This window comes from Bacteroides sp. RTP21281st1_H5_RTP21281_210402 (genome assembly GCF_040918965.1).
GTDB classification, from domain to species: domain Bacteria; phylum Bacteroidota; class Bacteroidia; order Bacteroidales; family Bacteroidaceae; genus Bacteroides; species Bacteroides congonensis.
In genome coordinates, this window is record NZ_JBCOWR010000012.1 from 88,989 (window position 1) to 102,116 (window position 13,128).

The following is a 13,128-nucleotide window of genomic DNA, read 5'->3' on the forward strand; positions in this document are numbered from 1 at the left end:
AAGCCGGCTTTCTTCTTTTTCTATCCGGAGGGTTAATGTCTTGAGCTGGTGCCCCAGCTCCGAGCGGTCGCAAGGGTGAGAAAAACGGCCCCGGTCCTTCATGAGCCGCTGCCGTTTTCCTGTCAAAGTGGCAATAAGTTCAACTACTTTTTTTTTCGCGCCTCGATTTCTTCCTCTATGGCCTTTTGTGTAGTCTCCCACTTTTGGATCAGTGCAAGGGCACTCGCTTTCTTCTTCTCATCATCTCCGGCCTGTTCCAACTTCGCCTTGTTCTTTGAAAGGTTGGCACGGGCGTTATTCAGTGCCTTTTGTATGTCGATATCCGAAAGGTTCTCGACACCCTTACGGACGGACAAACTTTTTACCTTCTCACATTTACCCAGAATCTTTCCGTTTTCCCGGTAATATTCCAGCTCGTCCCACATTTCGCGGTTAGCAATGAAGTTTTCCACAACCGCCTGCGCTTCCTGTGCTGTAGAAAGTGAACTGACATCATCCGGCGTAGCCTCCAGACAGGCGAAAGCCTCCTTATACTTCCCGTATGCGGTGAACATGTCGGAAACAAGTATTTTCAGAATGTCGGGGCAATCCGAAGAGTTCAGGAAGGTAAATTTCTCGCGGAAACGTATCATTTTGGTTACGGTTTCCGGAGCCGCCTTGTATCGTTTCTCCGCCTCTTCCAGTTCCTCTTCCAGCTCTTCCACACGGTCGGCATTTTCATCCATGGAAAGAACCTTATCCCGGAAATCGGACGAAACGAGTTCTTCCACGCTGACACCGAAAGATTCGGCAAGTTCCAGCAGCAAATCATCGCTGTATTTTACCGGCATTTTTGGGGGTTCCTGTCGGACGGGTTCCATTTTTACCGCGGCCGGCTGTTTGGAGTTGCGCCGGATCGTCTTAAATTCACGTTCGGAAAGCCCGGCCAGCTTCCGTAGTTCCTCTAAAAGAATGGCCTTCATCGTTTCCGTTTCTCCCTGCCGGCGAAATGACTTCTTTAGCATACGGTTGATACCGTATTTCTCGTACAGTTCCACGCCTTGAATAAAGTTACGCGGACCGGCCAGATAGGTAATAATTTCCTGTTTCATACTATATAAAATTTGATGATACAAAGAAAAAAAAGGCAATTACCCCCAAAAAGGACAAAGGGTGGCCGGGCATGTGCTGCCGGTCACCCTTTGAATGATATGAAAGCCGTTTACTTACGCCTCATAACGGCTTTGTTCAATCCATTTCATAGCCTCCGAACCGTCGTTAAACGCCCGCAATGTCAGTTGGGAACCTTCGGAAGCGGTAAACGTCTTACCGCCTTTCAGAAGGAAATTACCGCCTTTTTCCACTGTTGGCGCAACGCCCGAACATCCCATAAGGGTAATTACCGATCCATGACTTCCACCGGTAACACCGGCTATTTTGGCCGCACCTGCGGAAAGCTGGTACTGCCCGTCTGTCTGGTAATCTATATCTGTGGCCCCGGCTTCCACTACGGCCACCGGTTCTTCCAGGGTGTCAGTACCCCGGTAAATGGCGATATCATCCCCCTTGCTGATCTGGGTGAAAGTAAGTTCGTTCGTATTCGATTCATTGGAACCGGTATAAGAAACGGATAACTTACACGGGTTACAGGGCGTTCCGATTAGATCGGCAGGCTTTCCGCTACAATAACGGAGAACAACGATACATTTCTTAGACAGCCAGTTTGTCTTAAACTCACGGATTTCCTGTTCGTTACCGGGATGATTGAACTTAACGGAAGGCGTATAACCTTCGGCGTCGGTTTCCCCGTCACTGTTGGAACTGATTTCAGCGGTACCGGGTGTCAGGTAAATACCGATCGCATAACGTCCCGCCTTCATTACGATATCCTCCTCGATAACCACGCCGGCCTCGTTTCTTGGCGGAAAAGAAAGAATATCGTCAACGTCGTAAATTACGAGCTGATCCTTGGGCTGAATACCATTACCGGGATTGCCGGCCGGCCTTCTTACGCTTGCTTTTACGTATGTCATAACTTAATGATTTATAAGGTTATAAAATGGAAGGGATAAAGTACCCCTTCCGATTAATTTAGCCTCTTGCCACTTCGTAGAATTTACCGTCAGCGGCTTTCGCCAATTTGATGAACTTGCCTTCGGAAAGCGTTATAGCTTCGGTTAAAACAAAGTTTCCACCGCTGGCAATGGTAGAAGCATTTTCAGAACCGTTTCCGTAAATCGTGTAAACGATTCCGGCTTCTGCATCGGTAAAGTTAGTGATTGCCGTTGCTTTTGTATTTACACCGGTAACGAATACTTCACCGTCAAGCAAGGAAGGTGTCGTTTCATCCGGCGCAAACTGCAACGCATCGGAAGAAGCGTTTTCGCGACCAATCTCGATAAATTTACCGTCGGCACGTTTCATCAGTTTGATAACGTCCCCCTTACCGGGCTGCCAGGCATCGGAAATAAGTTCAAAGTTTCCGCTTTTCTCGATCTTAACACCCTTATCCACGCTTCCGCATTTCAGGGAAATAACCGCACCTACCGGAGCGTCTTCAATATCGGTAATAGCAAATTCGGCTGCATTGGCTACGGTAACAATGGATGTATGAAGTTTGGCCGACGGGTTCTTGTCCTTGTCAGCATCCACGAAGTAAGACGCCGGGCGGTCATACTCATTACAGAAGATCATCTGGCGCGTATAGTCCATATCCTCTTTCTTGGTGTACTTGAATCCCACGGCAATAGCCCAGATACTTTCACGCCAGTTACTCCAGACTTTCAGGCTCCAGTCTTCCTGCTCCAGGTTGAAAGCCGTCATTTCACCCGGCTTATCCTCGTAGGTTTTAATGTTGCCTTCAAACGTCCAGAAGATACGGTGGTGGTTGTCAGCATTGGGAACCGGGATAATCTTCACTGCCGGATATTCCTTTACATACATGATATTAGCCTTGTAATCCTGGTTCTGCCCGTAATGCAGTTCATTGTATTTATGATACAATACAATAAAGTGCGAAGGCATATAAAGTGCCAGGTTACCGCTGTCACGAAGAACCGCCGGGATCATGGAAGTACCCTTGTACACTTTTTCACCGATGTTTGCTTCGGTAATTTCCCCCAATTCGAACGGCTTGATCTGGTAAACGAGTTTTCCGTTATTGATATCGGTATGTCCGTTCACTTTCTTGCTGATGAACTCATACAGTCCGTCAGCTGCAGCAAGTGCTTTGCCGGGTTCGTTCAGATTCGGGTCCTTACGGATTCCGTTAATACGGCGTTGTTCACGCTCGTTATGCAACTTCTTGGCGGTTTCGGCCAGGATATACTCGATAAAAGACCACTTGATAGGGTTTGAACCTTCCTTGTTCAAAGTGCCGATCCAAGTTTTCTCCAGGGCCTTTAAATTTTTGAAACGGTGTGCAAACATCACGTTGAACATGCGCAGGGTTTCATCGTCGAACTCGTAGGAACCTTTAGTCACCTTATCGAAGTCGGATTCCTCATTACCGGCCTGTGAAAACTCACCCAGCCAGATATTAACCAGCGTAGCCAAATCCTGATAACCGGATTCAAGCGGGAAAATACTTTCAATGGAAGGAAGTTCCATTAAAAACGACTGCAAACGCTGCTGCCAGGGAATACGGTAAAAGGCCCCGAGGTCCTCCTTCAAACGGCTGTAGTCAATGGAACTTGCTTTCGGAAGAGCGATCATTTCAAAACCGGCAGCCTCCATTAACGCAGCTTTAGCGCGAAGGTTATACGGGCGGTCCTCCAGTGAGAACATTTCACCCTGCAAGCCCCCCAGCTGCTTTTCGTCCTGGAGATTGAATTTCCCTTTACCGTCCGCCTGGGCGTTGTGTTGTTTCCCTTTGCCCGGATCATCTTCCGCAGCGGCCGAAAGTTGAGCGATAATACCGGAAAGCTTTGTTATTTCGGCGTCCTTCTTGGCAATTAACGCGGTGTTGTTCCGGTTCTCGTCACGCTGTTGCGTCTGCAAGGCTTCAAGCTGTTCCTGCGCTTGTGTCAGACGTGCCGCAGTGTCACCCAACAAACCACGAAGGAAAGCGGTAGTTTTAGGTTCCTCGGTTTCCTCTCCCTGGTTCCCGTCTTCGGATTCGTCCTGGAAATCGTTTTCGAGGGACGCTTTAAAGTCCGTGAGGAATTTTTCGGTAAAACCGTAATTTTTCAGTTTTGCCACTTCCTCGACCGTGATAGAGTTTTTGTTCTCTACCTTGCTCCATTCCGACAGACCCAGCAGGGCCAGAATGTGAGCGGAAAAGCTCTTAAATTTCATATATACAAAATTTTGAAGTTAATACTATATGTTATACATCTCATTTACTTTTCTGACGGTGGCCTGTGCCAGTACCCACTTTACAGCGTCTTCCAGCGTACCGAACTGGTCTATATAACCGTTTGCCACGGCTACGTCGCCGGTGAATATCTGTCCCCGGAAAAGGGGAAGTTCCGGATCGTAGGCAATACCCAGATTCCGACTGATCGCATCACAGAAAATACGGTGCATGACTGCCAGACGTTGTTTTATAGGCTCTTCGTTGTTCTCTTTTTCAATCGCGCGGGTTTCATAGTTTTTCAGATCGGCACTATCCGGATAGATTTCCCGGTAATCAATGCCCTGTTTCCTAAAATATTCCTTAAAAGATTGGTAAGTAAGCATGATCCCGACGGAACCGACTTCACACATAGGGGAAGCGATAAAGGTTCTACCGGCGGCGGTTCCCAGCCAGAAATGGGCACTCCCCATGGTACCGGCCACATAGGTAGCTATAGGCTTGGAAGATTCGGCAATCATTTTAGCCGCCAGGTCCACATGTGCGACCATGCCGCCCGGCCCATTGATCCAGAGTACCGCACCGCAAATCTTAGGATTATCGAAAACATCCCGGAGCTGCTTTTCCAGGCGGTAAGTCTCCCAGGAATACAAGGTGCCTTCCAGGATAATGACGGCCACGCTGTCAACCGGCAGCGTGTCGTCGTCCAGTTCCCACCGGTTGGCAAGGTAAGGCGTAGTAGCGTAAGCGGTTATTTTATTATTGTTAAGCCGTTTTTCGATCGCATCCAGGTTGCCAGCTGCAACACACGGCACAAGTAAAGAAAGCAACCGGTAATAATCATTATCAGCGATTGCCCAAGGTGCTGTAAAAATCTCCTGTATTTTGTCCACGTTCTCTTTTTTACGGCAAAGAAAACGCCTATATAATAGGTAGAGAAGGACTGAAAGGAACCTACAGGAACGCATCAACGCCCGGACCCGTACCGGACAGGGTACAATTATACAGCCCCCCGCCGATTTCAAAAGAAAAGGTAAGCGGGTAATCGGGAGAACCGGAAACACGGGTATTACCCGTTTCGTCAATATAAAGAGCGACAAAGGGTGTCGCTTTCAGGTTTTCCAGATAAAGCGTCTTATTTTGGGACACGTCGGCAAGTTTGAAGGTATGTTTTTTAGTATAGACGTCTTCGTTTTTGCTGTCACCTGGTTTTAAGGTTCCCGGTACGATCGTAAGAATATCAGGTTTTCCGATTGAGCGGATAACGACTTTCGAACGCACGACGCCAAAATGAATAATGTCGTAAACGGGAACCAGTTGCAGGCTATGAGCGGCGGATATTAACTTTCTTGACATAATTACAGATATAAAGTATTGATAATCAAACATTCAGCATTTTTCGGACGTTTTTCAGCCAAAAACCGGACAAAAAAGGACAAACAGATACAGTTGGTAGGTAAAAAATAACTTGCTTTTTTACATTTTTTTTCGGTTATAAGCCCTTTTCTTCTTACGCCTGAAACTGTCCCGCCACCGCTGGTAGTTTTTCAGTAACCCGTCTTCCTGAATGGAAGATATATCATACTTTTTCAGGAAGGTAAAAACGGTTTCCTTAAACTCGATTCCGCGCAGATGCTTGTTTTCGTCCATGAGTTCGTGCAGCTCGGCCCACATCAGGGCACGCAAACGCTTTTCAAGAATGACGGTACCACGTACGGAAATGTAATTAAACTGTTCCGGAGACTTGCCGCCGGCAAAATTGGCCTCCCGGCGGTCAGGCAGCATAAACTCCAGATTGCCGCGGTCAGCCGAACAATTAACCGGCCGTTTCTCCATAAGATCGTAAATAGTCACATAGATATCGGACGAAGAAGGAAAACGGACGGTACCGACCGTTTCGTCGTAATATTTGCCCCGGACGTACTCGGCCAGGTAGGATTCAATCTGTATTCGGGTGGTAATCATAACAATAACATTCCTTTTTAAAGACAAAGATATCCCTTTATACGCTGTTGTTCTGATATTTACAGAAAAATGTAGGCTTTCGGCCGTCATTTTGATAAATATACTCCGGGAGAATAATTATAATGTGCCTTTCCTTGCCACCACGCCTCCGACATTTTCTCCGCCAGGCTGTTCTAATATAATCCGGTACTAAATTTTTGTAATTTCGTAACCGGGCAACCGTTAAAGATAAGATATTGTATCTTAGCAACTTAGCAACGTTACTAATTCCCGTTACAAAAAAATGGCAGGAAAACAGTTTGTAACCGGGCTTACCGGTAGAAGATAAAAAGGCCGGTGTTACAAACCGGAAAAGTTTGTAACCGTTTTGTAACTGCAACTTCGTAACCTTTATTTCCTATTTATTTATTTGATTTTCAGACTTTTTTCTTTCAAGCAAACAAAGGTTACAAGGTTACTAAAATTTTGTATGAAATAGAGGTGGGGTATGGGGAGGGAAGACGAACGGGCACCTTTGTTTCCATACGAAAAGAGGGACCGACACTTTCGTATCTGGTCCCTCTTTTCGTAGTTTACCGGCTTCGGTTCGTCTTATACACGGTGTTTGCATCTGCTTAAAATCCATTTCTTTACGTCCGGGTCCACATGGCGGTGCACGACGGCCGTATAGTCTTCGTTAAATTCATACTCCAGGGAGTTGTTGCCCTCCAGGATAAAAACACAGGCCGTTTTGATGATCCATTCGAGCTGCTCGCCCGAATAGCGTTCCAGCACCAGGACGGTACCGGGTTTCATACGCTCCAGATAGCGGTAGACCTGTTCGGCGAATTTCCGGAACCTCTCGCCACTGTTCCAGAGCGCGGTAAACTCGGACATGCTGTTTAATTTCAAATGCGCGTTATTCATTCCTCCGGTCGTTCATCAGGTACAAACATGAGTGTCGGATCGGTCGGTTCCGTTTCACCACCGACAGCCGGTTCCGCCGTACTACACGAACGTAGATAAATCATGTCGGCGGCCTTGCCGTCGTTATCCTTGCGGACGATGCGCCCCTGGGAGTTACAAAGGTCCTTCGGGTTGAGTTCGTCAATGTAAGGGCAAAGGGCCACAAAGCCTTTGAGGGCTTTTGTAAAACGCTGCATCGTAATTTTATTCACACCGGAAAAACTTTTGTAATCGGCGAAGGCCTTTTCACGGACGATAAAACTGTCCAGGTGCTCGCTGTCCGGAGAGAAATAAGAGTTCGCCCAGTCCTCGAAATTATTTCCCATATCGGCCTTGTATTTACGCCTGATAATGTTTTCCATGGGCGGAAGTAATTTAACGGATTCCTCACAAAGAGAAAGATAAAAACGGCAGCACTGCAAGAAGAAATTTATATCGGCGTTCCACTCGTTTTCGGAATACGTCTTAGAAAACAAATCCTTACCGAAATCGTCCCGGATAGAACGCGTTTCCCGATAGTCGTTATCTTCCGTACGCTGGTGGTAGTAGTCGGAGAATACCAGGTACAGCAAACGGGCTTCCGTAGACGGATCAAAATCAATAGGAACGTAATTGGTTGTAAATCCCAGCTTGGCCGATTCCTCGAAAGGTATAGTAAACGACTGGTTGTTCTTCGGGTTCACGGTCATATCTGACGTGATGATATCGTAAAACAGGCCCGTATTAAGATACCGGTCGCAATCATCCACCAGAATAAAGTCGGTATGCTGGTTCACCTGGTCGAACACGTGCGGGTTATCCATTAATTTAGGATTACGGCCGGAAAGCTTGACGGTCTTCATAAAGTAGGAAAGGGCCTTGAACATGAATGATTTGCCCGAACGTCCGTTACATTCCCCGTCTTCACCGATCTTGTTATCCATGGCCTGCGGTGCCCAGGCACGGGAAGGGGATTTATACCGGTGCAACATATAACCGATAGTAAATATCTTATTGATAAGGTTCTTTTTCTGTTCGGCCACTTCTTCCGCCGTGAGGCCTTCCCCCTCGATATCGAATTTATGTTTTTCCCGGTAAGATTCCGCTTCTCCTACGCTCTTATCATCGAAATTATATTCCAGCTCCTTACGCCAGTAAACACGGCTCGAATTGATTACATAACCGAAAAAGTTAGACGGAACGGCATTTATCTGGATATCAAACACATCGTTGCCCTCTATGTCTTTTTTACGGGAAATAGTGAACATGTCTTCCATAAGACGAACTTTGTGTTTCAGTACGTTTTCTTCCCAAACGTAGTGGGATAATGTGCTGCCGTTGGCCGGATGTTCCTTTATACCGGTACCGCTTACCTCCATGCTGCAACCGGGAAAGAAGAACATCTGTGTATTATGGGTATAATTGGTAAAGTCCAGTTCTATTTCCTGCAAATTGTCCAGGGCTGTATCTGATAGTTTGGGGCTGTTCAAAATAAGGTTTCTTATATCGCGGGATAAAAAACTATCCTGGGCCCAACCGCGGATAAACTTCCGGATATCCTTTGCCTTTATCAGTTTTACGATATTGCCGGTAATACGGATGTATTTCGTTGAACTGGAATTTTCATCATGAAGCGAATAGAAACCGTTAAGACGTAAAAAGTAGTGAAGGCAGTCCGCGTCGATGTTGTGATCCCATTGCCGAGATTTCTCGTTAAACTTGGAATACCAGAATTTGGCGGGCATGGCAAGCGTCATAAGGTTACGAAAATCTTCGTTCTTGCTTCTTAATTCCATAAAGTCCCGGAAATCTTTACGGGGTTTGCCCCGCTGGTCCCGGTAAGTGTTAAGCCAGGCCGGTAGCCAGATCGTGTGGATATCAATAAAGCGTAGTGCAAGTTCCGTACCCTTCACCATGCCCGTCGTGTCGATATCAGGTATGTTATACAGAACTTCAACGTATTTCATGATCTCTTTATAGTCCTGTTCGGAAAGTTTGTACGATTCCGAATTAAACCAGACCGGAGAAAAGCCCAGCGATTTAACGCACAGGGCGTCGCGCTCTCCGGAACATATAAACGCCTCCTGCAGCTTCTGCTCCTTATAGGGCTTTTCTGCATTGGCCGGATTCTTTTTAAAGGCGGCTTCTTCCCTGGAATTAAATTCACGGTATAAGGCTTTCAGTTCGGAAAGGCCGTTTATATAGTCCTTCGGCTTGACACCTTCCGGGGTGTAGGAAAAACGCCACTGCTTGTCTGGATTCAAAGGCTCGTATATTTTATAGAACTTCACTTCGGGCGTGTCACCTTCGGCCGGTTTTACCAGACATTCGCGCATAAAGATAGGGTATGTCGCAGTCGCGTATTTATAAGTTACTTCGCGATTTTTTACATACCCTATATATTTGGCCGAATACCAGTGCAGGGCCTCGGCGTTCTCTTGGGTGACACGGGGGCCGAGTATGCGTAACTGCTCCGGGGTAAGATGATCGGCAAGCTCGAAAATTTTAGTACCGTCTTTCTGATCCTGGGAGGCCGGAACCTTACGGATATCCGGCTTGTTTACGTTACGATTAAGTTCATCGGTTACGTTGTACATGGACGCAAGTTTAAGAATAGCCTCATTAAACCGGAGGCCTTCCTCATACATGCAGATATCGACAGGGCTTTGAGCCGTTCCGGTATCGCCGAAATCCGTTACCTTATAAACCTGCTGGGAACCTTCCTTTCCGAATAGCTTGATACAGGCCGACGCGTCGTCTTCTGACGGCCGGCGTTTGAAATGGCGGTTGGTTCCGACACAATCCCGGGCTTGCGGATAATAATGTAGAATTATATCCAGCCCGTTGTTGGTTACTTTGTAGATGTCTTCTGCCTTTATCATCGTTATAAAGTTACGTAGTTACTTATTTTTCGTTATTTTCCTTCTGTTCTGTTTTCAAGTCTCCCCAAGGTTGATACAGGAAAACGAATAATAACAGCCAAAGAAAAGCGGTTTTACCCGTATAATAAATGACAAAGGCAATCAGCCCCATAAAGGCAACCACGATTATAGCGTGGGCGATGTATTTTAAATTTTTATCTTTCATTGTTCAAACATGTTATACTGAATTGAAAAACCGAATTTGCTTAATCTCCTTTCCTGGAGAAGGGAACGTTTGTCATGTGAAGGCATAATGGCCACCAGGTTCTTCGTATCGAACTGGTAACCTTTCTTCCGCATCTGATAACGTAGGTTTCTTAGGCGTCTGTCTTCTTTCATGGCATTTCGTTAAAATTGTCTTAGTTTACAGAAGACACGGTACACTATCGCAAAGTATAGCGTTTAAATCCTCCTGTATGGTTTCCTGCTGCTCTCTGTTCAAGTGTACCAGGAAATAACCTTTTCCGCCGGAAAGATTCTTAATCTCCGCCAGATTATACTTCCTGTCTACCGCATCCACGAACGCAGGGGATTCCATGGGGCGGAAACTGCTGAATATTTTATAGGTTCCACTACTACCTTCTATTCGTAGCGTGGTTAATTCATCGGGGGTAGTAATTGTTGATTTCATTTCTAATTTGATTTGAATTAAACTTCATTCGCAAAGCCCGTGATAAAGGCTCATGCAACTATATCCGCCTTCCGGCTCAAACATATCATCCATACCGACATTGTTACGGTTCACATACTCGAAAACTTCCTGTACTGTTGGATAAACCCTATTCTTACAGAATCGACCAGGAATGTAGCCGGGCGAGAAGAAGGACGAACCTTTCGGAGTTTCTTCTTTCATCCTTTGTTCTGCATCTATCAAACGGTTACGCCCGAACTCTTCTTGCGAGATGAGTTTGATTTCCTGTTTCCGGCACATAATACAGGGATAGCAACCAACACGGGAGAACCCACGAGAATACAAAGGATTTGGTTTCTGTCCGACTGATAGAATATGGTCTATAACTTCTTGTGCCGACCATTGAAAAATAGGGCGGGAAACACTGGCGTCGTATCGCTCGCACCATTGAATAACATCTTTCCTACGATAATCTTGCTTCCAAACATCTACCGTCTTTCCTTTACGATTCTTTTTTATGCACTCGAAATACTCCCCGAAATAGTTGCATTCATAAGGAAGTTTAGCTCGTTCTTCGCTTTCTTTTGCCCGGATGCCTTGAATTATCAAACAAGGTTCGGTTAAGGAGAGAATGTAATCAATCATCGGTTTTATTTTTAATTCAGAGGTGCAAAACCTCCGTTGAGAGGACGGGAACCGTGAACGCTTGATAGACATATCCACAAAATCCGTATACTTCTTGCTTCTCAATACTACTAGTTTTACATTAAGCTGCTGACATACATCCGCTATATGCTGATATGTGTCGGGGTGTTCCCAACCAGTATCGCAAAACACCGCTTCTACATTATCGGCACCGTATTGGTTGACGGCTTGAATAAGGCAGGCTTGTGAATCCTTGCCGCCGGAGAAACTTACTATTATTTTCATAATTTATGTACCTTTTTATTTTCATCTTCAAAATAGACTGTCTCACACTTACGACGGTTATAAGCAATAGGCAGGTTTTCAATCGGGCAATATCCAAGGAATTCATACGTCACTCCGTTTTTGCGAAGAGAGAATAAATCACCTATTTTTAGATTTTTGATTTCACTCATTTTTCAATTGTTTATAACTAAATGTTGGTAATTTCTTAGGCCGCGGACACTCTTTTACATAGGTTCTATCTACTGTAATAATATCCTGCAAAATACTTTTCTTTAATGCTTTCTTTTGCTTTCGAGGAAGTCTTATTAATTCTTTATATCCGTAAACACCGCCTACAATATGCCATAACCAAAAATTTACTTTTAACCCTTCATACATAATTATTTATGCTTTTTTGTGCCGGAGGATAGCATCGAACTACCAATAACACCCGCTTTCGCCCTTCGGGGTTATCTCCATACTCCGGCGGTTATTCTATGGAGCGACAAAAGCCGCCCCAGTTTTTATTCGCTTTTCTTTTGGAGAATATTTTCACTATGGAAAATTTTCACGCCTGTTACTTCCTCGATCTTATCTTTTGCAAGTTCGGGAATACGACACAATCCACCCCGCCAATTATGAACGGTATGCAATGGAACTTTACATGCTTCTGCCAACTTTACCACCATTTTAGAAGAATCTTTCAGCGGTAAAGTCAAAAGATACATTCTTAGTTTCTCACCGTCTTGATTTCTTTTTAAAGTTTTTTTTGCCATAACATCACATTAAATCTATTATTTATTTCTATATTTATATCACAAATATAGATTTATTTAGCATAATATGCTATATAATTCCTGTTAATTATTGTAAACACTGTATTGTATTATGGCTAATTTATTACTTATAAGGGATTTATGCGAAACAAATAAAATTAAAATTCGGGAATTAGCTTCCCGAATCGGTAAAGATGAAAGTACTATTCAGTCTATGATAAGAGCGGGGTCAACTAATACTAAAACTCTTGAAGCCATAGCAGAGGTATTTAATGTTTCTCCTGGTATTTTCTTTGATAATCCTTCGGAAAGTAATACAGGCAATGCTCTCGATAAAGAAGAAGAAATCGCTTATTTAAAGAAGATTCTTGAAGAGAAGGAACGGCTAATACAAGTTTTATTAAACAAAAAATAGTTATTCAAAAATACATCAATGCCACAATATACAAAAATATTTACCCATGATTCAAAAATAATAATATTCAACAATAAAAAACAGATAAATATTACATGTCTACGGACATATTTCGGACAAATCAACTTATAATAATAATGCTTAACCAGAAACATAGTTATTTGACATTCAATAAAGGGAGAAGCCAAAAATGTCATTAGAGTTCGAGCCTCTCCTCCCGTGCAAAATAAAAGCCGCAGGTAATCGTTGATTTTCTGCGGCTTTTCCTTTCTATAAAAATCAAGTCCATCCAATTTATTCACATAGGGAGTACT

General features: G+C 44.6%; 16 protein-coding genes. 1 reads left to right on the forward strand and 15 read right to left on the reverse strand.

The window, feature by feature from the left end; translation table 11 throughout:
- Nucleotides 1-143: 143 nt before the first annotated feature.
- From AB5443_RS17315 to AB5443_RS17385, 15 genes are all read right to left on the reverse strand, one after another.
- Nucleotides 144-1,091: a hypothetical protein gene (locus AB5443_RS17315; protein WP_149940044.1), complete on the reverse strand. Its 948-nt coding sequence runs from the start codon at nt 1,089-1,091 to the stop codon at nt 144-146.
- A 114-nt stretch (nt 1,092-1,205) separates the two neighbouring features.
- Complete coding sequence (locus AB5443_RS17320) at nt 1,206-2,012, reverse strand: hypothetical protein (protein ID WP_368113808.1); 807 nt, start codon at nt 2,010-2,012, stop codon at nt 1,206-1,208.
- Between the two features lie 58 nt (nt 2,013-2,070).
- Nucleotides 2,071-4,275, reverse strand: coding sequence for a hypothetical protein (locus AB5443_RS17325; RefSeq protein ID WP_368113806.1), 2,205 nt, complete (start codon nt 4,273-4,275; stop codon nt 2,071-2,073).
- Nucleotides 4,276-4,299: 24 nt separating this feature from the next.
- Complete coding sequence (locus tag AB5443_RS17330; RefSeq protein WP_070750866.1) at nt 4,300-5,166, reverse strand: S49 family peptidase; 867 nt, start codon at nt 5,164-5,166, stop codon at nt 4,300-4,302.
- A gap of 61 nt (nt 5,167-5,227) precedes the next feature.
- A complete protein-coding gene (locus tag AB5443_RS17335; RefSeq protein WP_182424848.1) occupies nt 5,228-5,662 on the reverse strand; it encodes a hypothetical protein in 435 nt (144 codons plus the stop codon).
- An 87-nt stretch (nt 5,663-5,749) separates the two neighbouring features.
- A complete protein-coding gene (locus tag AB5443_RS17340) occupies nt 5,750-6,238 on the reverse strand; it encodes a hypothetical protein (RefSeq protein ID WP_070750864.1) in 489 nt (162 codons plus the stop codon).
- A gap of 591 nt (nt 6,239-6,829) precedes the next feature.
- Nucleotides 6,830-7,144 (reverse strand): hypothetical protein, encoded by a 315-nt coding sequence (locus AB5443_RS17345; RefSeq protein ID WP_070750862.1) that lies wholly within the window; start codon nt 7,142-7,144, stop codon nt 6,830-6,832.
- Nucleotides 7,141-10,044 (reverse strand): hypothetical protein, encoded by a 2,904-nt coding sequence (locus AB5443_RS17350; RefSeq protein WP_368113804.1) that lies wholly within the window; start codon nt 10,042-10,044, stop codon nt 7,141-7,143. Before AB5443_RS17350 ends, AB5443_RS17345 begins: the two co-directional genes overlap by 4 nt.
- A gap of 22 nt (nt 10,045-10,066) precedes the next feature.
- The gene (locus tag AB5443_RS17355; protein ID WP_070750858.1) at nt 10,067-10,249 is read right to left on the reverse strand and encodes a hypothetical protein; all 183 of its coding nucleotides are present in this window, start codon (nt 10,247-10,249) and stop codon (nt 10,067-10,069) included.
- Nucleotides 10,246-10,422: a hypothetical protein gene (locus AB5443_RS17360; protein WP_004325858.1), complete on the reverse strand. Its 177-nt coding sequence runs from the start codon at nt 10,420-10,422 to the stop codon at nt 10,246-10,248. The genes AB5443_RS17355 and AB5443_RS17360 overlap by 4 nt, the downstream gene beginning before the upstream one ends.
- A 25-nt stretch (nt 10,423-10,447) precedes the next feature.
- Complete coding sequence (locus tag AB5443_RS17365; RefSeq protein WP_007478431.1) at nt 10,448-10,714, reverse strand: hypothetical protein; 267 nt, start codon at nt 10,712-10,714, stop codon at nt 10,448-10,450.
- Between the two features lie 24 nt (nt 10,715-10,738).
- A complete protein-coding gene (locus tag AB5443_RS17370) occupies nt 10,739-11,644 on the reverse strand; it encodes a phosphoadenosine phosphosulfate reductase family protein (protein WP_368113802.1) in 906 nt (301 codons plus the stop codon).
- Nucleotides 11,641-11,814 carry a hypothetical protein gene (locus AB5443_RS17375; RefSeq protein WP_368113801.1) on the reverse strand — a complete coding sequence of 58 codons (174 nt, stop codon included), beginning with the start codon at nt 11,812-11,814 and terminating at the stop codon, nt 11,641-11,643. Before AB5443_RS17375 ends, AB5443_RS17370 begins: the two co-directional genes overlap by 4 nt.
- Nucleotides 11,807-12,022: a hypothetical protein gene (locus AB5443_RS17380; RefSeq protein ID WP_368113799.1), complete on the reverse strand. Its 216-nt coding sequence runs from the start codon at nt 12,020-12,022 to the stop codon at nt 11,807-11,809. Before AB5443_RS17380 ends, AB5443_RS17375 begins: the two co-directional genes overlap by 8 nt.
- Nucleotides 12,023-12,147: 125 nt before the next feature.
- Entirely contained in the window at nt 12,148-12,399 is a 252-nt protein-coding gene (locus tag AB5443_RS17385) for a hypothetical protein (protein ID WP_117720234.1), read from the reverse strand.
- A gap of 112 nt (nt 12,400-12,511) precedes the next feature.
- On the opposite strand from AB5443_RS17385, the gene AB5443_RS17390 reads away from it, so the two are divergent.
- Complete coding sequence (locus AB5443_RS17390) at nt 12,512-12,814, forward strand: helix-turn-helix domain-containing protein (RefSeq protein ID WP_117720233.1); 303 nt, start codon at nt 12,512-12,514, stop codon at nt 12,812-12,814.
- The last annotated feature ends 314 nt before the right edge of the window (nt 12,815-13,128 follow it).

Excerpts from the sequence above, each read along its gene's own strand:
- AB5443_RS17355 (WP_070750858.1), bottom strand. The coding sequence starts at position 10,249 with ATGAAAGATAAAAATTTAAAATACATCGCCCACGCTATAATCGTGGTT.
- AB5443_RS17375 (WP_368113801.1), bottom strand. The coding sequence starts at position 11,814 with ATGAGTGAAATCAAAAATCTAAAAATAGGTGATTTATTCTCTCTTCGC.
- AB5443_RS17335 (WP_182424848.1), bottom strand. The coding sequence starts at position 5,662 with ATGTTTGATTATCAATACTTTATATCTGTAATTATGTCAAGAAAGTTA.
- AB5443_RS17350 (WP_368113804.1), bottom strand. The coding sequence starts at position 10,044 with ATGATAAAGGCAGAAGACATCTACAAAGTAACCAACAACGGGCTGGAT.
- AB5443_RS17365 (WP_007478431.1), bottom strand. The coding sequence starts at position 10,714 with ATGAAATCAACAATTACTACCCCCGATGAATTAACCACGCTACGAATA.
- AB5443_RS17345 (WP_070750862.1), bottom strand. The coding sequence starts at position 7,144 with ATGAATAACGCGCATTTGAAATTAAACAGCATGTCCGAGTTTACCGCG.
- AB5443_RS17320 (WP_368113808.1), bottom strand. The coding sequence starts at position 2,012 with ATGACATACGTAAAAGCAAGCGTAAGAAGGCCGGCCGGCAATCCCGGT.
- AB5443_RS17390 (WP_117720233.1), top strand. The coding sequence starts at position 12,512 with ATGGCTAATTTATTACTTATAAGGGATTTATGCGAAACAAATAAAATT.
- AB5443_RS17360 (WP_004325858.1), bottom strand. The coding sequence starts at position 10,422 with ATGAAAGAAGACAGACGCCTAAGAAACCTACGTTATCAGATGCGGAAG.
- AB5443_RS17380 (WP_368113799.1), bottom strand. The coding sequence starts at position 12,022 with ATGTATGAAGGGTTAAAAGTAAATTTTTGGTTATGGCATATTGTAGGC.
- AB5443_RS17325 (WP_368113806.1), bottom strand. The coding sequence starts at position 4,275 with ATGAAATTTAAGAGCTTTTCCGCTCACATTCTGGCCCTGCTGGGTCTG.
- AB5443_RS17315 (WP_149940044.1), bottom strand. The coding sequence starts at position 1,091 with ATGAAACAGGAAATTATTACCTATCTGGCCGGTCCGCGTAACTTTATT.
- AB5443_RS17340 (WP_070750864.1), bottom strand. The coding sequence starts at position 6,238 with ATGATTACCACCCGAATACAGATTGAATCCTACCTGGCCGAGTACGTC.
- AB5443_RS17370 (WP_368113802.1), bottom strand. The coding sequence starts at position 11,644 with ATGAAAATAATAGTAAGTTTCTCCGGCGGCAAGGATTCACAAGCCTGC.
- AB5443_RS17385 (WP_117720234.1), bottom strand. The coding sequence starts at position 12,399 with ATGGCAAAAAAAACTTTAAAAAGAAATCAAGACGGTGAGAAACTAAGA.